Origin of the sequence: Jeotgalibacillus proteolyticus (assembly GCF_050107735.1) — a bacterium.
Taxonomy (GTDB): Bacteria; Bacillota; Bacilli; order Bacillales; family Jeotgalibacillaceae; genus Jeotgalibacillus; species Jeotgalibacillus proteolyticus_A.
In genome coordinates, this window is sequence record NZ_JBNILO010000002.1 from 41,154 (window position 1) to 60,049 (window position 18,896).

The following is an 18,896-nucleotide window of genomic DNA, read 5'->3' on the forward strand; positions in this document are numbered from 1 at the left end:
TTTCTAAATTAGATGAAAGAATTACTCAATTTAATTATCTAGAAACTTGCTGATGCGGTCGAATGCCTCATGGATGGAATCTTCGGAACATGCGAAAGAAATTCTAATGTACCCTTCTCCGTGGCTTCCAAAGGCAGTGCCGGGGATCACCCCAACCTTTGCGCTTTCTGCAAGCTGAACCGCAAAATCAAATGAAGTCATGGAAGATGGAATGCCAGCCAAATAATAAAAGGCTCCGTCCGGCTCTACTGTTTTAAAGTTCAGGCTTTTAAGGTAGTCTCCAGTAATTTTACGTCTTTTCCGATATTCCTCTCTCATTGGAACAGCATCCTCCATACCGGTGGTAAAAGCGGCATGTGCTGCTTTTTGAGAGATGGATGAGGCGCATGAAACATTATATTGATGCACTTTAAGGCACTCTTTTGCTATCCACTCTGGTGCCATCAGCACCCCAATGCGCCAACCCGTCATGGCATGAGACTTTGAAAGGCCATTAATAGTAATCGTATGTTCTTTGATCATGCTGCCTATAGAGACATGCTTACGATCATAGGTGAGTTCGCTGTAAATTTCATCAGCCAAGATAAGTAAATCATTTTCTTTTACCACTTTGGCGATGGCTTCAAGCTCACTTTGAAGCAGACTAACACCTGTTGGGTTAGAGGGGTAAGGCAGTATGATGCATTTTGTTTTAGGTGTTAAAGCGTTTTGGATTTGATGTGCCGTTATTTTAAAATTTGACTGGGTGGTATCAATCAGTACAGGTACGGCTCCGCACTGCTCGATAATGGGCATATAACCGGGATAAACCGGGCTTGGCAGAATGACTTCGTCCCCTGGCATCAGAATGGTTCTTAGTGCAGTGTCAATTGCCTGTGAAGCTCCGTTCGTAACGATAACCTCATTTTCAGGCTGATAGTGCAGATGATACTTCAGTTTCATAAAATCACTGATTGCCTGCCTTAGCTCAATGAACCCTGCGTTATGGGTGTAGGAGGTGAAATTTTGATTAATTGCCTGAATGGCTGCCTTTTTTATATGTCCTGGTGTTTCAAAGTCAGGCTGACCTAATGTCAGGGAGATCATATCGTCTATGTGAGATATACGATTAAAGAATTGTCTTATTCCGGATATCTCGAGTTTATGTACATGCGGATTTATTTTCATACTCAAAGAGAGTTCCCTCCTTTTCATGTTTCTACGATAGTTTACCATTTCACTAATCAAAAGGCATGTTTCAATAAAAGCATTTTCATTAAATAGGATTAAACGTTTACTAAAATGGATAAACCTAAGTATCGAGCGTGAAAGGAAGAATTACATGATTAGAACGATCGGCTTCAAAAAGGATGGAACCTGTCAACAAAATGCTTCTCTTGAAGACATTAAACGGGGTGAGTTTGACTGGTACTGGGTGGATTTTGACCAGCCGGACAAAGAGGAGGAAGGGGAGCTTGCAGCAGCCTTTGATTTTCACCCGCTTGCAATAGAAGATTGTATGGAAAGAGGCTATCAACGGCCAAAATTAGATGATTACCATGAGTATATATTTTTTCTGGTACACAGCCTGTCAAAAGACACGTATGATGCACAGGAACTGAATTTATTTGTTAATGACAGCATGCTTGTCACGTTTCATCACGAAAAGCTTGAAGGTATTGAGCAGCTTTGGAAGAAGCTTCAGCAATGCACGGACGTGGAAGAGTTTGATCCTGTCAGCTTAGTACATGCCGTCGTTGACAACATAGTAGACGAATATTTTCCATATGTATACGGAATTGAAGACCATTTAAACCATATAGAAGAACGTACTGATGAAAATTCTTCTCATGATTTAATGGATCGGCTGTTTGATGTCAGGCATGATATGCAAAAGCTGAGGAGATCTTTGCTTCCAATGCGTGATCTTTTATACAGATTGCTAAGCACTTCGAAAATCTCTATGGATAAAGAGCAGCAGCTTTATTTTCAGGACATTTATGACCATGTAATAAAACTTGTAGAGATGCTTGAGTCCTACAGGGAATTTTCTTCAGACATTCGGGATAACTACATATCTGTCAGTTCGGACAAAATGAACAATATTATGATGACGCTGACTGTAATTACGACGATTTTTATGCCATTAACTTTTATAGCTGGTCTTTATGGGATGAATTTTGTTCACATTCCGGAACTTGAATATCAAAACGGCTATTTCGTGGTGCTGGGTATTATGGCAGCTATCGCGATAATCATGTTTTTTGTATTTAGAAAGATTGGCTGGCTGCGCTTTTCAAAATCAAAAAAGAAGAAGAGAAGAAGAATTTTCCTTAAATAGGTAAGCAAAGCGGAGGGGCTTGTGCCTGTTATACCATTTTTAATAAATGCTAAAACCACGGATGCTCTCACGGAATTAGGTGAGAGCATCTTTTAGGTCTTCTTATAACGAAGGGAATATTGATATTGGTGCTTAAACGGGAATAAAACGTGTTTTTAAAATTCGTAAGATACTATTCAGCTAAGAGCTTTCATAATGTAAATGTAAATAATGCGTAAATGAGAAGGAAAAGTACCCCTGTTGCCGGAATTGTATAGAGAGCAGATTGGAGGATCTATTACCTATGCAAAAAACACCAATTCAAGCAAGTAACACGCACCCGCCGAGGAAGGGATGGAAGCTTTATTTAACACTGCCTATTTTGTCATGGGCTTTGTATGATTTTGCCAACACCATCTTTTCTTCAAATATAAACACTGTTTTTTTCCCTTTTTATCTTGATTCTGTGATAGGCAGCAGCGAAGAAATGAGCCAGGTGGCAAGTACATTTATCTCATATGCAAATGCTCTGGCCAGTTTTTTTCTTGTTCTTTTTTCCCCTTTATATGGAGTCTGGATCGACCGCACAGGCCAGAAGAAGAAATATATTGTCTGGTTTGCCTCTATTTCTATAATCGGAACGTTTATGATGGGGGTCCTGGCGCTTGGCAATTTAGATGCAGAATGGTTTGGGCTGCCTGCAGAACTGTTTTTAGTGGTTATTATGTTTGTGATAGCAAAGTTCTTTTTTAATAGCTCTCTTGTCTTTTACGACACGATGATGAGTGATCTGGGCACGAAAGAAGAAATGCCCTTAATCTCAGGATTCGGCGTAGCGATAGGCTATCTTGGCACGCTGGTTGGTTTAACGGTTTATTTATTTGTGCAGGAAGGAAGTCCGGAACAGGCATTTATCCCAACAGCCATTTTATATCTGCTTTTTTCACTTCCACTTTTTTTCTTTTTAAAGGATCCACCGGCAAAGTATAAAAGTAAACAATCAAATGAATCGTTTTTATCAGGATATAAAGAAATCTGGTCGACATTTAAAGAGATGAAATCGTATAAAAATGTTTTTACATTTATGATTGCTTACTTTTTTCTCAATGATGCCATTGCAACGACCATCGCGATAATGGCAATCTATGCTACAGCTGTGGTGGGGTTTAACAGCGGGCAATTTATTATTTTGTATTTGGTTTCTACAATCGCGGCCATTATAGGATCTTTCATGTTTGGATACATAACAAAAAAAATCGGCTCAAGAAATGCTATTATTGCGGTTGCATGCATTTTAATCTCTGCGCTGGTAATCGCAGCACTCGCTGTAGCGCAATGGATGTTCTGGTTGGCCGGCAGTCTGGTAGGCATAGCACTCGGCTCGATGTGGGTAACATCGCGAACATTGATCGTGGAATTGACACCAGAAGAAAAAAGGGGGCAATTTTTTGGCTTATTTGCCTTTTCCGGTAAAGTTTCATCTATTATTGGACCCTTAATTTATGGCACCATTACGCTCAGTTTAAGGGGATACGGCGATATAGCAAGCCGTTTTGCTATATCATCCCTTGCAGCTATGGCGATAATTGGATTAATTATCTTATTTAAAGTTAAGCAGCCCCCGCATAATGAAATATCCTAATCAAAGCGTTTTTCTTGACTGACAGCGTCCTCATTTCTATAATGGAAAATGTGTTTTTTAATAATTATTTTAATGTGGTGAAAAAAGATAAATCACACCATTTGGTTTATACATGAATATGGTGAAGAGAATCTGATCACGCTAATGTTAAGGAGGCTGTTTATATGAAATTGCGAGAACAAATGCCCGAACTGCAGGGAGCTACAAAATGGCTGAATGGCAAGGTGTCAAAGAATGATCTGGTGGGAGAGAAGCCCACTTTAATACATTTTTGGTCTGTAAGCTGCCATCTTTGTAAAGAAGCAATGCCGGATATTAATGAGTTACGTGATGAATATGAGGACGACCTTAATGTGATTGCGGTTCATATGCCGAGATCTGAAGACGACCTCGATTTGGGTGTAATTGAACAAGTGGCAAGAGGTCATGACATTGTTCAGCCGATTTTTGTAGACGGAGATCATAAGCTGACAGAGGCTTTTGAAAATCAATATGTACCTGCTTATTATGTATTTGACAAAGAAGGCCAGCTCCGTCATTTTCAAGCAGGCGGAAGCGGCATGAAGATGCTTCGCAAGCGGTTAAATCGTGTTCTTGGAGTCGAAGAAAAGAAATAAGCCTGCGGACCACTACTAGAAAAATGAGTAATCCTACACATTGTCAGTAAAAGGTAAGCAGAGCGGAAGGTTGCGGTTCTGTAGGAGATGGCGCCTAGCTGAGTATTTACAGGCAACGCCCTTTAAATGTTCAAGCAGCCGTCTCTGCATTAAGCGTCCCCTTAAGTGGAGTAAACGTGGAAGAGAGCCTGAGACAGATTTGTCTCAGGCTCATTTTTTTCGTGCCTTCAACCTTTTGTCATGATATAGTATAGGAAAAAAGATACAGAGGTGGACCCAGTGAAAGAAAATCAGGGCATTCTTCTTGAAAGCGGAACAAATGAACTGGAAATAATTGAATTTGAGATCAATCAGAACAGGTACGGAATTAATGTTATCAAGGTAAAAGAAATAATTCAGCCTGCAGCTGTTACCCCGATTCCCCATGCCCATCCTTTCGTCATGGGAATCATTCAGCTAAGAGGAGAAGTTCTTCCGGTAGTGGATATACGTAAAGTTCTGGGGGCTCCACTCCAGAAGACTATGCCGCAGCAAAAATTTATTGTTTCAGAATTTAATCAGCAGAAAATTGTTTTTCAAGTTGATAATGTTTCCATGATTCACAGAATATCATGGGATCAAATTGAAAAGCCTTCACAAATATATCAAAATGATGCCTCTCAGGTTATTGGCGTCATTAAACGGCAGGACGAAATGCTTTTACTGCTTGATTTTGAACAAATTTTGCTCGAGATCAATCCGGAGACGGGAATTAATGTGGGGATGGTAAAACAATTAGGAAAAAGAGAACGTTCCTCAAAAAAGCTTCTTATAGCAGAGGATTCTCCAATGCTCCGCAAGCTTTTATTCGATACATTAAATGAAGCGGGGTACGATCAAATCGAGTTTTTTGAGAACGGAAAAGACGCTTTTGATTTTTTGACATCCATAGAAGAGGCAGTCAGCGGAAGTAAAATAGAAGATAGTATTCAGCTGATCATTACAGATATCGAGATGCCCCAGATGGACGGCCATCACTTCACAAAAAAAGTAAAAGAACACCCTGTTTTTTCTAAGCTGCCAATCATTATTTTTTCTTCTCTTATCACGGAGGATTTAAAACACAAGGGAAACCAGGTAGGCGCGGATGAACAAATAAGCAAGCCTCAAATCAGCGAATTAGTGCAGTCTATTGACCGGCTGGCTCTTTAAGCAGCCAGCACCACAATTTAGAAAATAATTTTTTTATCTTTTTGTGCAAGGACTTGTTAATATGAGTGAGACCTGCCTCAAAAAGTATAGATCTCAGCTGCCTGCTGAAAGAAGCGCATTGAACCCATATTAGAGCCTGAGACGTTTTTTGTCCCAGGCTCTTTACACTATAGTTCCATTATTCACCAAGTCTTTTAAATACCGGTTTTTGATATGTCCTATGCTTTCCTGGTGCAGGCGGCTGATGGTCAGAAAGTCCGGTATAAGATTGAAGAAGGGTTTTTGCTTCTCTTAAGCTCATTTTGGTTTTGGGGTTTCGAAAAGTATCAGAAAGCTTTCCTAGATGGGGGAGCGTAGTAAAATCTTCTTTTTTAGGCGGCAGGTGAAAAAGATATTCTCCGCATTCTACCAATACATCAGATCTTTGCTGGCTCATGCCGGGATTTCTGGAAAACTGCAATCCTATTTTCCTGGCTTTATCCTCCTGGAGAAGCTTAGAGAGAGCTTCTTTTTTTAGCTTGTATAAATATTTTGGGTCAGAGGCAGTCTTGGCGTGTTTATTTACGGTAAACAATGCTTGAGAAAGTGCCGATACGGTATTTTTTTTGGAGTCATATTCAGTCATATCATCATTCCCTTGTTTTTATGCTTTTTTAAAGTATAGCCCCTATTAGAGGATTTTTAAAGGCAAGAAGAGGGAAAAGGAATAAAGTAGCAGAGAGTCGATGTAAGATATAATAGAATGTGGAGTAAATTAAATGGAGATGAGCACATGAAAAAGACTGCAGTCATTGATATTGGTTCTAATACGATTCGATTGGTGATTTATCATTACGAATCGGATAAAGGGATGCGCGAAATAGAGAACATTAAAACAGTTGCAAGACTCAGCACGTATTTAAACGAAGCAGGACGAATGAGTAATGAAGGCATATCAATCCTCATTAAAACTCTCGAAGCGTTTAAAGAAATTGTGGATTATCACAAGCTGACTGATTTGAGGGTAGTGGCTACAGCAGCTGTAAGACAGGCAGATAATCAAAAGGACATTTTAAAAGAAGTGGAAAAAAAGGTAGGCTGGAATGTATCCATTTTGACAGAGGAAGAAGAAGCCTATTTCGGTTATGTTGCAGTGGTGCACAGCACGCCGATCAAATCAGGTGTCACCATTGACATGGGGGGCGGAAGTACCGAAATTACGTATTTTGAAGATAAAAAGCTTAAGCATTCACATAGTTTTCCATTTGGTGCTGTTACACTGAAAAAAAAATTTATGAAAGGAGAGATCATGACTTCAAGTGAGCAAAAAAAGCTGATTGCTTTCTTAAAAGATCGCTTTAATTCTCTTTCGTGGCTTCACAATAAACAAGTGCCTATTGTCGCGATAGGAGGAAGCGCCAGAAACATTGCTCAAATTGATCAGCAGTTAAAGGAGTATCCAATCGCAGGCGTCCATCAGTATTTCATGTCTAAAACTTCTCTATTTACACTCAGAGATCAGTTGTTGTCAAAAACGATAGATGAACTCGAAAAATTAGATGGACTTTCATCTGACCGTTCTGACATCATTGCTCCGGCTTCGCAGGTATTTTGCCAGCTATTTGAAATTACCCGCGCTACCGGATTTTTGTTCAGCCGCAAAGGCCTTCGGGACGGAATTGTCATTAAGGAGCTGATGAACAATAACATCACTCCTGTCAGTAAACATGAAGTTTTTATTAACAGTTTAAAAGAGCTGTCTTTTGATTACTCCATCAACTCCTTAGATGCAGAGTACATGATGAAATTATCAGCTGACCTCTATCAGCAGCTATGCACTATCGGAGAATTTCAGCATTCAGAGGACGATCTTCTGCTGCTGAAACGGGGGGCATACTTATATTACCTTGGAGAATATATCGATTCTGAATCAAGCAGCCAGCACACATTTTATCTGATCGCCAACCGTTCGATTGACGGAGTGCTCCATCATGACAGAATTAAACTGGCGTTGATTGCATCCTTTAAAAATAAATCCTCTCTGCAGCAATATTTGCAGCCTTTTTCAGAATGGTTTACAAAAGAAGAACAGCAGACAATCAGGGAGCTTGGAGCACTGTTGAAATTTGCTTATAGTCTAAATGGATCCAAAAGGAGACTAATTAATAAGGTAACGGTTCAGCAATCCTCCCGGGAATTGAAAATGATACTGAAGGCTGCTGGCAATACACTTGCTGAAGAATATCAATCAGAAAAACAAAAAAAACATTTGGAAAAAGCTATAAAGAAATCGATTGTTCTGGAGTTCGTAAAAAAATAAAACTTTAACACTCTATACATGCTGGCTTCATATTCATTCTTTTATAATTAGATCTAACGACTATTTTCTATATCAGAGGTGAGGGCAGAATGAAGGAACAAAATCAATTCTTTGAAAGCACATCTTTTTACAATAATAGAGAACTGAGCTGGCTTGCTTTTAACGAACGGGTGTTATGGGAGTCAATGGATCATAAAAATCCTCTGCTCGAACAATTAAGGTTCCTCGCCATATTCAGTTCAAATTTAGATGAATTTTTTATGGTTAGAGTAGCAGGGCTTAAGGATCAGGTAAAAGCTAACTTTACTAAACCAGAAAATAAAGCAGGGCTTACCCCTAAGGAGCAATTAAAAGAAATATCACAATATAACCATTATTTGGTTGATCTTCAAATGAAGGCTTTTATGGATGAGATCTCCCCTGAACTGGAAAAAGAAGACATGTTTTTTCTAAAACCATTTCAGCTGACAGACTATCAGCTTGAGTACATTGAGTACTACTTTGAAGAGCATATCGTACAAAAGTTAACGAGTATGATGATCGGGATCAATAGTATTTTTCCTAAACTTCCTAATAAAAGTCTCAGCCTGCTCGTTTACTTGAATAATGAAACGGGAGCCAGTGGTGAACCTAAGGAAATGGCGGTTATTCAAATGCCCGCTTCCTTAAACCGCATTATTCGTGTTCCATCAGATGAAGGCGAGACATTTGTTATGCTCGAAGATGTAATATCCCGTTTCATTTACAAGCTTTTCCCGGATTATATTGTATCTTCAACGACTGCTTTTAGAATTACCCGGAACGCAGATCTAACCATCCATGAAGATGAATCAAGCGATTTATTAATTGAAATTGAAAAAGAGCTGAAGAATCGGAAATGGGGAGCGGCGGTTCGGCTTGAAATAGAGGAGCATGAGCAGAATCACGAAGCAATCAGCTATTTAATTGATGCACTTGAAATAGAAGAAGAAGATGTTTACAGAATAAATTGCTTTTTGGATTTAACATTTCTGTCTGCATTTATAAAGGAAGTAGAAAATGAAAAACAGCATTTATTGTTTCCGCCATTTGAACCGCATACACCTGAGATCCTGAAAAGCGATGTTAATCTGTTTGAACTGGTTTCCAAACAGGATTTATTTTTTCACCACCCTTACGATTCTTTCCATCCGATCGTTGATTTTGTCGGCATTGCAGCAGAGGATCCAGACGTAATAGAAATAAAACAAACCTTATATAGAGTAAGCAAAAATTCTCCTGTGATTGCAAATTTAAAGAAAGCTGCAAAAAATGGCATAAAAGTAACTGTGCTTGTAGAATTAAAAGCCAGGTTTGATGAAGAAAAAAATATAAAATGGGCAAAGGAACTTGAAAGAGCAGGCTGTACAGTCATTTATGGAATGAACTACTTAAAAACACACAGTAAAATTACACTTGTTGTTAAGAAAATAGAAGACCGTTTGAAGCACTATGTTCATCTTGGAACTGGCAACTATAACGAAGAAACAGCGAGAATTTACACAGATATGGGCATTCTTACTTCACATCCTGAGGTTGGGAAGGATGCGGAAAAGTTTTTTAACTTTATCAGCAGGAACACTGAAAAGCCGGTTTATGATCATTTAGTGGTGGCACCTTTCTCGATCAGAGATAAAATGAGTGAGTTAATCGATGAAGAAATTGCTTATCATGAAAAGTGGAAAAATGGTCATATTATAGCAAAAATGAATTCCCTGACAGATAAAGAACTCATCAAAAAGTTTTATAAAGCCTCGTGCAAAGGCGTCAAAATTGACTTAATAGTTCGGGGGATCTGCTGCTTAAAGCCTGGTATTGAAGGGGTAAGTGAAAACATTAAGGTACTTAGTATTATTGGACGGTATCTGGAGCATAGCCGGATTTATTATTTTAATCAAAATAACCATCCAAAGATTTATCTTTCCTCAGCCGATTTAATGACACGCAATATGGAAAAGCGTGTGGAAATTTTCTTTCCTATCCTTGATCAAGAGAATAAACTGAAGCTGCTGGAAATATTAAACTGGCAGCTGCGTGACAATATCAAAGCCCGTTATCAGGACCATACTGGAAAATACAGCTACATATTAAAAAAACAGGACAAGTCGGTTCAATCCCAGCAAATTTTCCTGGAAAAAGCGAATAGAGATATATAAGAAGTGTCTTTAGTCATGGTTAACCTTTCGATCGGGTAACGAAAACATGACTAAAGATCTGTTTTATTGTTGACAAAATCTTCATATTCTGAAATGATTATAAGTACTTATTGCGGGATTGAGTCTTTTATCCTGTTATCTGAATTCATGCTCCTACATATTAGGCGGAAGGACGAACCTATGGAAGCACCGCTTTCTGAAAGTGCACCTATTAAAGATCAGGCTGCTCATAGAGATGAACAGCAAGTTGTTTCAAAAGTTTTAATGGAAATGATTACTGAGCATATATCAGATAGTGTCTTTATTATGAAAGTCACAGAAAACACTGAATTTATTTATATGTTTGCTAATAATGCAGCGCTGGACTCAATCAACCAAAAAAGAGAGAATATTATTGGGAAGTCAATAGATTCTATCGTAAAAGGTCCGCACGGCGATAAAATCCGTCAAAGCTATAAACAGGCCTATGAAAGTAAGAAAACTGTGAGGTATATAGACGAGGTATTCATCAACAGCAAGCTTTGTTTCTATGAAACCCTGCTTACACCCATTTTTGAAAATGGTCAGGATAAAAAGAAATATATTGCTGCTATAACACGTGATATCACAGCACAACAAAATGAAAAAAATGAATTGAAAAAAATGAAGCACTATTACTCATCCTTAATCAGCCACAATCTGGATTCTATTTTTATTCTTTCAATTAATGGAGAAATTTTAAATGTAAATAAAGCAGCATCTGAGTTGTTTCAAACTGACAGGGCCAACGGCCTGATGCCGAAAATAGAAGATTATTTCGATCCCGAATTTTTTCTTGATATTTATGAAACGATGAAGATGATAAGACAAGGCCGTTCACTCAGTATTCCTTCAATTAACATGAGAAAAACGAACGGCGCGGCTATAATAGCGGATATTAAATTTATTCCCATTAAAATTGAAGAAAAAGTGGAAGGGATGTATTTAATTGCACGGGACATTACGAGTGAAAAACAAAAAGTGGAGCAAATCCACTTTTTGTCCAGGCATGATCATTTGACTGGACTGCTCAATCGCCGTGCTTTAGAAGACCAGCTTAATCAGATTATAAAAAAACACGATGAAGATTCTTCTTTTGCAGTGATCAGCCTAGATCTTGACAGATTTAAGATACTGAATGATTTTTTAGGATATAATAATGGGGATGACCTTTTAAAAGAAGTTGCAGCCAGACTGGCTTCATATACATCATTGTCTGTTCAGTTATACCGTTTAACGGCGGATGAGTTTGTTTTTATCGCAAATGGTTTAGACAGACATGAGACAGAATCATTTGTAGAGCAGGTAGCAGCTGATTTTTCCCGTCCATTCACCATTGAAGGAGAGGATTATTATCTTTCCACATGCTTTGGAATTTACATGATTCAGCATAGTGAAAACCTAACAGCAGATTCTGTCATCAGCTGTTCAAGACAGGCATTAACAGCAGCAAAAGCCAAAGGGAATGCACAGTTTCTATTTTATAGGGATGGCTTGAAAGATTCTTTCCCTAATGAATTGCTTATGGAAACACATCTTAGAAGAGCCATTGAATTAAATGAACTGACTCTTTTTTATCAGCCGCAGGTAAATTTGACAGACGGAAGAATACATAGTGTAGAAGCTCTTCTCAGATGGAACAATGGAAAATTCGGCTCGGTCGCTCCATCTCAATTTATTCCTTTGGCAGAAACAACCGGACTTATTCTGCCCATCGGGAAATGGGTGATCGATCAGGCTTGTCTTCAGCTTGAATTGTGGAACAGAAAAGGCCTCGAAAAAACCAGAATTGCCATAAACATCTCTCCTCAACAATTTAGTCAGGAGGATTTTGATGAGAGTATTAAACAGGCGCTCGAAAGACACCAGCTCGAGCCCTCAATGCTTGAAATTGAAATTACTGAAAGCGCTATGGGGAATGTTCTTGAGACGCTTAATATGCTTAAAAAACTTAAAAAAATTGGAATCAAAATCTCTATTGACGATTTTGGTACAGGGTATTCTTCTTTAAACTATTTAAAAAATTTCCCAATAGACATATTAAAAATTGATCAAAGCTTTGTAAAAGAACTGCAAACAGATGTAAGGGATGCAGCCATCACAAAAACCATTATTCATTTAGCTCATAGTTTGGGAATGGAAGTGGTAGCGGAGGGAGTAGAAGAGCCTTATCAAGTGGATTTTTTAAAAAATGAAAAATGTCAAAAAGGACAGGGCTACTTCTTTAGTAAACCGGTCTCTTCAAAGGAAATTGAGAAACATTTAATAGCCATTGGGTAAGTGAATATAGGCAGCCAACTGTTAAATTTTTTCGTTCAGCCTTTGGTTGTATTGACATTTACTCTGCTGTCCTATACGGTAGAAATAGTGTTTTTAAGCAAGTCAAAGGTAAAGGAGTTAATTTCAGCTGTGAAAAAAGGCATAAAATTAGATATCTTACGAATTCCTACAGATTTTGGAACGGTTGTGGTTTATACAGACGGGTTCGGTGACAAAGGTTCAAAAGGAAAAGTATTTGCTGAACTAAATGGTTTTTCAGCTTTTGCAGTGGGTCACCATCGAAAACGCACCATCATTCGTGCGATTGCACAGCTTCATCAAAAGCTTTCATTATCTCAGGATTTTTCACAATAATGTTGTATGAACAAAAACCTGCATTTGTTTTGCAGGTTTTTTTGATTTTTAATATGGCTTAACGTATACTTTAATGAGTGAATATTCATTCATTTTAAAGGGGGAGTTAAGATGGAGAAAAAAGTGTATATCATTACAGGCGGTTCAAATGGAATGGGGAAATACATGGCACAAAGGTTTGTACAGGATGGACATTCGGTTCTCATTACAGGGAGAGATCAAGAGAAATTGACACTTGCTAAAAGTGAGTTAGCCAGTATTGGACAAGGGGATATAGAGACTTTTCAAATGGATGTGAGAGAGCCCGAAATGGCAGCAGCAATGGTTAAGGAGGCGGTTCATACGTTTGGTAAAGTAGACGGTCTGATTAATAATGCTGCCGGCAACTTTATTTGTCCAGTCGAAAAAATGTCGCCAAACGGGTGGAAATCGGTCATAGACATTGTATTAAACGGGACATTTTATTGTTCTAAAGCTGCCGGGGACTATTGGATTTCAAACAATAGTAAAGGAAGCATGATTAACATGGTGGCCACATACGCATGGGATGCTGGAGCAGGCGTAGCACATTCGGCGGCCGCAAAGGCCGGTGTACTTTCTTTAACAAAGACGCTTGCGGTGGAATGGGGTCACAAATATGGAATCCGGACCAATGCGATTGCTCCGGGACCCATAGAACGTACAGGAGGAGCAGAAAAACTGTGGCAATCTGAAGAAGCTGCTAAACGCACACTTGCTTCCGTCCCTTTAAAAAGGCTGGGTAAGCCTGAGGAAATTGCGGGGCTTGCTGCTTATTTATTTTCAGAGGAAGCCGCTTATATAAACGGTGAGTGCATTACGATGGATGGCGGGCAGCACCTTAATTCTTTTCCATTTTAAGGCGAATATTCCCTTTCAAATCTGGACATTCTATACGTAAAGGATGTGATCAGATTGAGTGAGGGACCTTATATAGGTTTAATTTCATTTTTTATCTTAATTGGTGTGGCGGGGTTCTTTGTTACTCTTCGTATTGCTTACAGAAACTCTAAAGTTCAAGATCCAAAAGATGAAGAAGTGGCAAAAGGACCGCGAGCGCACAATATTTTAATGAATCCCGTTTTTATTGTTTATATACTGGCGACAATATTTGTAATCGGGTACATTATTTACTGGATCATGATCACGTAAAAGCCAGCTGTAGGGAATTTTCCTAATCAACTGGCTTTTTATTCACATTCAATGTTGAGTGCAGATGCCAGTTCCTCGAGGTTGAACCCTCTAATAATTTCCTGTTCATTCACTACTACAGTAGGTGTAGAATACGCTTCTAGCTGATTTAGCATATATCGTTTCGCTTTTTGGTCCTCTTTAATATTTATTTCATAAAAATTAATATCGTAGGCCTTTAAAAACCTTTTTACGATCTCGCATGGAGGGCATTGGGGCTGCGTATAAAGTACAACCTTATGCATATTTTCACTTCCTGACTATCATGTAATGGAATTCTTAATCTAGTTTGTCCCAAAGAGGCCGCTGTGTCAAAAATTATGCTGAGGCCGCAGCTTACATGTAAGTAAGATTTCTTTCGGTAATCTGTTGAAACTATATAAACTTTACTTTAAGTATGATATAGTATTCCTTGTTTTGTAATGAACAGATTAGGGGAAATAAATAAAGGCTGAATTTACTTTCCAGACAAACGCAGGATGTTTGTCTTTACTAGCTGAAATTATTGCGATACTTTATTTTAAAGCAACAGTACCGGCACTGTAGCCATACTTTATCAGGGAAGGGGAATGCCATATGTCACAATCACAATTGATGGGCATTATTCAAAGGTTAAAAACACTGCAGGAGCAAGACGATTCAGGAGATGTTCAATCAAGATTTTTTGAAGTCAACGGAAGAAGAGTTTGTCAGGTGAAATATTTTTCTGCTAATGACACGTTTGAGCTTGAGGTTTATGATCGCGATAATAAAGCACAAAAATATCCATTTGATAATATTGATATGACCGCGATTGAAATTTTCGAACTGCTTCAGGAAGAAAACGAATTATAGAAAGCAGCAAGCTGTTTTTTATTCTAATGGACAGCTGATTCATTTAATAGCCATCAGATATTGTTTAAAGCCATCGCTCACTCCTCTGCAAACGGAGTGAGCGATGGCTTTTCGTATATAATGATGACACATGCCCTGCACTCTCAGAGCGGGATCAACTCACGGCAACTGAGGTTGTGACAGTTTATCAATCTTTCCTTACAGAGTTTTTTGAAGAATATGTTATGATGGAGAAGAATGTTCATTATAAAAGGGGTATAAGATAATGATTTCAATAGAACATAAAGACTTTCTTGAAACGGCAATAGAGGATTTTGTTATCTCATCAGAGAAAATTGCCCATGTTCAGCCGGCAAATACAATTGAACATGCACTGCTGTTATTAACTAAGAGCGGGTATTCCGCGATACCTGTACTGGACGTGCACTACCATTTAAAAGGTTTGATAAGTATGCAGATGATTACAGATTCAATCCTTGGGCTTGAGACCATTGAATTTGACCGCTTAGATGAAAAAAAGGTAGAAGATGTAATGGAAAAAGATATTCCTCATTTAAAAATGACTGACCAATTTCAATATGCTTTAAACCTTCTTGTAGACCATCCATTTTTATGTGTTATGGATAAAGATGGTTATTTCCAGGGGATTATGACGAGAAGAGTTATGCTTAAACAGCTTCAACGGCATATTCATATGCAAATACAACAGTCATAATTCTTGAAGGGAACCACAATTATATGAATGACTCTGAAAAAAATAAATCTCAGCATAAGTATCGGCCTTTTATCTTGGCTTCAGTCATGCTTGCAATGTTCGTAGGAGCTATTGAAGCAACCATTGTATCTACTGCCATGCCGTCAATTGCAGCAGATCTTGGAGGATTTGACCTTTACAGCTGGGTGTTTTCATCCTATTTACTCATGAGTACGGTTACAGTACTAATTTACGGAAAGCTTTCAGACCTTTATGGACGAAAACCGGTTATGACATTTGGAATGACATTGTTCTTAATTGGCTCAATTCTATGCGGATTGGCAACTTCAATGGAATGGCTTATCGCTTTCCGCTTCATTCAGGGAATTGGAGCCGGTGCTGTCCTTCCTATTGCGACCACGATTGTTGGAGATATCTACACCAAGGAAGAACGGGCTAAAATTCAAGGGTATTTATCCAGTGTGTGGGGGATTTCTGCCATTATGGGTCCTGCAATTGGTGGACTATTGGTCGATACTATAGGCTGGCAGTTTGTTTTCTGGGTGAATATTCCGCTTGGAATGCTCTCACTCATTGGCCTTTGGGTCTTTTTAGACGAAAAAGTTCAAAAGAAAAAGCACCATATAGACAGCAAGGGAGCCATTCTTTTGACGGCAGCCTTGACTGTGCTGCTTTATTTGCTTGTAGAAGGAGGCATTTCGGTCGGGTGGACTTCACTAACTGCTTTTGTTCTTCTTTTAGCCGCAGTCGTTTTATTTGTTTTATTTTTAAAACATGAAATGAAAACTGAAGAACCAATGATGCCTTTTTCAATCTGGAAAAACAGGTCCATTCTGATTGCGAATGTTGTATCACTTTCCACTGGCATATTAATTATCGGAATATCAAGCTATCTTCCCGCATTTGTCACCGGTGTAATGGAACAAAGCGCGAGAGTCGCAGGGTTTACATTAACAGCTATGTCTATAGGCTGGCCGATTGCTGCTGTGATTGCAGGCAGACTGCTGATACGCATCGGCTATTATCGTACTTCGCTTATTGGCGGATGCTCGCTTGTTATAGGTGCAGTACTTTTCGTCCTGATGGAGCCTTCATACGGTCCATGGTGGGCTGCAATCTCCTCTTTCTTCGTCGGCACAGGAATGGGCTTAACCACGACAGCTTTTATTGTCACGATTCAAAGTGCAGTACCCTGGAATTTAAGGGGGGCAGCTACTGCTGCGAATATCTTCATGCGGAACCTCGGAAGCACAGTCGGGGTGGCCCTGCTTGGGGGCATTTTAAATGCCAGCCTGTTAAATTCTTTTCGTACGAGCACAAATGAAGATGTGAACGATCTTGGCGTAAATGCAGTGAATGATCTCTTAACTAAAGAGGGTCGAAAAGAACTGGATGCGGATATACTGAGCTCTCTTCAGCAGGCAATGTCAACAGGTTTAAAGTCTGTGTATGCAATTGTTCTTGTTATTGCTGTAATCAGTTTAATTTTAATTTTGTTTTTACCAAAGAAGGATATACCTTCAGGAAGAGAGGTTCCTGAAAAATGAATCGTTCCGACTACCGGCTGCTTGTTGTACTTTCGCAGGAAATGAATATGAGAAAAGCTGCAGAGCGTCTTTTTATCTCCCAGCCGGCTCTTTCCCAGCGTCTTCAGACAATTGAAAAAGAGTGGCAGCAGCTCCTATTTCTGAGATCTCAAAAAGGTGTTACCCTGACACCCGCAGGAGAAATGGTAATTCAGCTTGCAAAAGATGTCCTGTCAAAGGAAGAAAGTGTGAGCGAACAGCTTCAGCTAATGGATTCAAAAGTATATGGCACGTTGAAAATTGCCTGTGCTTCAATCGTTGGTCAAAACTGGCTGCCGAAAGTATTAAAACGGTTTGTAGAAAAGAACCCTCATGCCCGGATCTCCCTGATTACAGGCTGGAGCAGTGAGATTCTTCAGGCGGTTTATGCCGGAGAAGTGCATGTAGGCATTATCCGGGGCACTCCAGATTGGAAAGGACCGAAAATGCATTTATTCCAAGACCAGCTTTATCTGGTTGATAAAGAAATTAAATCAATAGAAGAATTGCTTAAAACAGAAAGACCGTTTATTCAATTTAAAAGTGATTCAACCTATTATCAGGAGATTCAAGATTGGTGGAATCAGCATTTTAAAACGGCGCCCAGACAAAACATCCTTGTTGATCAAATTGAGACCTGCAAGCAAATGGCGATCAACGGCATCGGATATGCAATTCTTCCTTCCATAACCCTGACTGGAACTGAAGAAAATATCCATAAGATTCCTCTTGAATCAGAGGCAGCTGCTTTAAAAAGGGATACGTGGCTTTTAGGGTATCAGTCATCATTTGAACTTCCTCAAGTTGAAGCATTTACAAAAGTGGTAAAAGAATATCTAGAGGAAATGGATTTAAATTGATCGTGAATCACTTGTTTTTGAATACTCTGTTCTGATAAAGTAAAAGAGCACCATGAAGACTACCATTCGGAAGGGGACTTTTAAAAAATGAATCAAATGAATGCAAACGAAATTATTTCATACATACAAAATGCAAAAAAATCTACACCGGTAAAAGTGTATTTAAAAGGTGAAAATCTTGACCAGATTAATTTTGGGGAATCTGCGCAAACATTTATATCGGGAAGCACAGGTGTAGTGTTTGGAGAATGGGCTGATCTTTCAGAAGCCATAGAATCAAACGAAGATAAAATCACTGACTATGTAATAGAAAATGATCGTAGAAATTCTGCTATTCCATTATTGGACTTAAAACATGTAAAAGCAAGAATTGAACCTGGCGCAATTATTCGTGATCAAGTAGAAATCGGAGACAATGCAGTGATTATGATGGGTGCTTCTATTAATATTGGTTCTGTAGTGGGTGCAGGCACTATGATTGATATGAATGTAGTACTGGGCGGCAGAGCTACGGTAGGGAAAAACTGTCATATTGGTGCAGGATCTGTTCTTGCAGGTGTAATCGAGCCGCCATCAGCGAAGCCGGTTATAGTGGAAGATGATGTGGTGATTGGTGCAAATGCAGTTGTGCTCGAAGGCGTAACAGTCGGTAAAGGCGCAGTAGTCGCGGCAGGAGCGATAGTCATTGAAGACGTACCTCCTTATACGGTTGTGGCTGGAACGCCGGCTAAAATTCTTAAAAAAATTGATGAAAAAACGAAATCAAAAACCGAGATTAAACAGGAACTTCGCCAGCTTTAATTCTAAAGAATTCAGAAGCAGTTCAATTTAAAGTCTGA

General features: G+C 39.0%; 18 protein-coding genes. 15 read left to right on the forward strand and 3 right to left on the reverse strand.

What is annotated here, in order from left to right; all coding sequences use genetic code 11:
• Positions 1 to 30: 30 nt before the first annotated feature.
• Positions 31 to 1,173 carry an aminotransferase class I/II-fold pyridoxal phosphate-dependent enzyme gene (locus ACQCT8_RS03045; RefSeq protein WP_426868372.1) on the reverse strand — a complete coding sequence of 381 codons (1,143 nt, stop codon included), beginning with the start codon at positions 1,171 to 1,173 and terminating at the stop codon, positions 31 to 33.
• A gap of 148 nt (positions 1,174 to 1,321) precedes the next feature.
• Between ACQCT8_RS03045 and corA the strand changes: the two genes are divergently transcribed.
• The 4 genes from corA (at position 1,322) to ACQCT8_RS03065 (ending at position 5,749) form a co-directional block, all read left to right on the forward strand.
• Positions 1,322 to 2,320, forward strand: a complete 999-nt coding sequence (gene corA, locus ACQCT8_RS03050; protein ID WP_426868374.1) for a magnesium/cobalt transporter CorA — start codon at positions 1,322 to 1,324, stop codon at positions 2,318 to 2,320.
• A gap of 283 nt (positions 2,321 to 2,603) precedes the next feature.
• Complete coding sequence (locus ACQCT8_RS03055) at positions 2,604 to 3,941, forward strand: MFS transporter (RefSeq protein ID WP_426868375.1); 1,338 nt, start codon at positions 2,604 to 2,606, stop codon at positions 3,939 to 3,941.
• A gap of 164 nt (positions 3,942 to 4,105) precedes the next feature.
• Positions 4,106 to 4,558, forward strand: coding sequence for a TlpA family protein disulfide reductase (locus ACQCT8_RS03060; protein ID WP_426868377.1), 453 nt, complete (start codon positions 4,106 to 4,108; stop codon positions 4,556 to 4,558).
• A 279-nt stretch (positions 4,559 to 4,837) separates the two neighbouring features.
• Positions 4,838 to 5,749, forward strand: a complete 912-nt coding sequence (locus tag ACQCT8_RS03065) for a chemotaxis protein (protein WP_426868379.1) — start codon at positions 4,838 to 4,840, stop codon at positions 5,747 to 5,749.
• Between the two features lie 178 nt (positions 5,750 to 5,927).
• Here the strand turns inward: ACQCT8_RS03065 and ACQCT8_RS03070 are convergent, their stop codons facing one another.
• Positions 5,928 to 6,374, reverse strand: a complete 447-nt coding sequence (locus tag ACQCT8_RS03070) for a YkyB family protein (protein WP_426868380.1) — start codon at positions 6,372 to 6,374, stop codon at positions 5,928 to 5,930.
• 147 nt (positions 6,375 to 6,521) lie between these two features.
• Here ACQCT8_RS03070 and ppx point away from each other — a divergent pair, with 147 nt between their 5' ends.
• The 6 genes from ppx (at position 6,522) to ACQCT8_RS03100 (ending at position 14,044) form a co-directional block, all read left to right on the forward strand.
• Positions 6,522 to 8,048 (forward strand): exopolyphosphatase, encoded by a 1,527-nt coding sequence (ppx, locus tag ACQCT8_RS03075; RefSeq protein WP_426868382.1) that lies wholly within the window; start codon positions 6,522 to 6,524, stop codon positions 8,046 to 8,048.
• A gap of 89 nt (positions 8,049 to 8,137) precedes the next feature.
• Positions 8,138 to 10,222, forward strand: a complete 2,085-nt coding sequence (locus ACQCT8_RS03080) for an RNA degradosome polyphosphate kinase (RefSeq protein WP_426868383.1) — start codon at positions 8,138 to 8,140, stop codon at positions 10,220 to 10,222.
• Positions 10,223 to 10,402: 180 nt separating this feature from the next.
• Complete coding sequence (locus ACQCT8_RS03085) at positions 10,403 to 12,520, forward strand: EAL domain-containing protein (protein WP_426868385.1); 2,118 nt, start codon at positions 10,403 to 10,405, stop codon at positions 12,518 to 12,520.
• A 129-nt stretch (positions 12,521 to 12,649) separates the two neighbouring features.
• Positions 12,650 to 12,874: a hypothetical protein gene (locus ACQCT8_RS03090; RefSeq protein WP_278238841.1), complete on the forward strand. Its 225-nt coding sequence runs from the start codon at positions 12,650 to 12,652 to the stop codon at positions 12,872 to 12,874.
• Positions 12,875 to 12,985: 111 nt separating this feature from the next.
• Complete coding sequence (fadH, locus tag ACQCT8_RS03095) at positions 12,986 to 13,753, forward strand: 2,4-dienoyl-CoA reductase (RefSeq protein ID WP_426868387.1); 768 nt, start codon at positions 12,986 to 12,988, stop codon at positions 13,751 to 13,753.
• Positions 13,754 to 13,807: 54 nt separating this feature from the next.
• The gene (locus ACQCT8_RS03100) at positions 13,808 to 14,044 is read left to right on the forward strand and encodes a hypothetical protein (RefSeq protein WP_426868389.1); all 237 of its coding nucleotides are present in this window, start codon (positions 13,808 to 13,810) and stop codon (positions 14,042 to 14,044) included.
• Between the two features lie 38 nt (positions 14,045 to 14,082).
• Here the strand turns inward: ACQCT8_RS03100 and ACQCT8_RS03105 are convergent, their stop codons facing one another.
• Positions 14,083 to 14,328 carry a glutaredoxin family protein gene (locus tag ACQCT8_RS03105; protein WP_426868391.1) on the reverse strand — a complete coding sequence of 82 codons (246 nt, stop codon included), beginning with the start codon at positions 14,326 to 14,328 and terminating at the stop codon, positions 14,083 to 14,085.
• A gap of 331 nt (positions 14,329 to 14,659) precedes the next feature.
• Here ACQCT8_RS03105 and ACQCT8_RS03110 point away from each other — a divergent pair, with 331 nt between their 5' ends.
• The 5 genes from ACQCT8_RS03110 (at position 14,660) to dapD (ending at position 18,858) form a co-directional block, all read left to right on the forward strand.
• Positions 14,660 to 14,917, forward strand: coding sequence for a YkuJ family protein (locus tag ACQCT8_RS03110; RefSeq protein WP_041057141.1), 258 nt, complete (start codon positions 14,660 to 14,662; stop codon positions 14,915 to 14,917).
• A 265-nt stretch (positions 14,918 to 15,182) separates the two neighbouring features.
• Positions 15,183 to 15,632 carry a cyclic-di-AMP-binding protein CbpB gene (cbpB, locus tag ACQCT8_RS03115; protein ID WP_426868393.1) on the forward strand — a complete coding sequence of 150 codons (450 nt, stop codon included), beginning with the start codon at positions 15,183 to 15,185 and terminating at the stop codon, positions 15,630 to 15,632.
• A gap of 23 nt (positions 15,633 to 15,655) precedes the next feature.
• Entirely contained in the window at positions 15,656 to 17,179 is a 1,524-nt protein-coding gene (locus ACQCT8_RS03120; protein WP_426868395.1) for an MDR family MFS transporter, read from the forward strand.
• The gene (locus ACQCT8_RS03125) at positions 17,176 to 18,057 is read left to right on the forward strand and encodes a LysR family transcriptional regulator (RefSeq protein ID WP_426868397.1); all 882 of its coding nucleotides are present in this window, start codon (positions 17,176 to 17,178) and stop codon (positions 18,055 to 18,057) included. The genes ACQCT8_RS03120 and ACQCT8_RS03125 overlap by 4 nt, the downstream gene beginning before the upstream one ends.
• An 87-nt stretch (positions 18,058 to 18,144) precedes the next feature.
• On the forward strand, positions 18,145 to 18,858 hold the full coding sequence (gene dapD / locus ACQCT8_RS03130; RefSeq protein ID WP_426868399.1) for a 2,3,4,5-tetrahydropyridine-2,6-dicarboxylate N-acetyltransferase: 714 nt from the start codon (positions 18,145 to 18,147) through the stop codon (positions 18,856 to 18,858).
• Positions 18,859 to 18,896 lie beyond the last annotated feature (38 nt).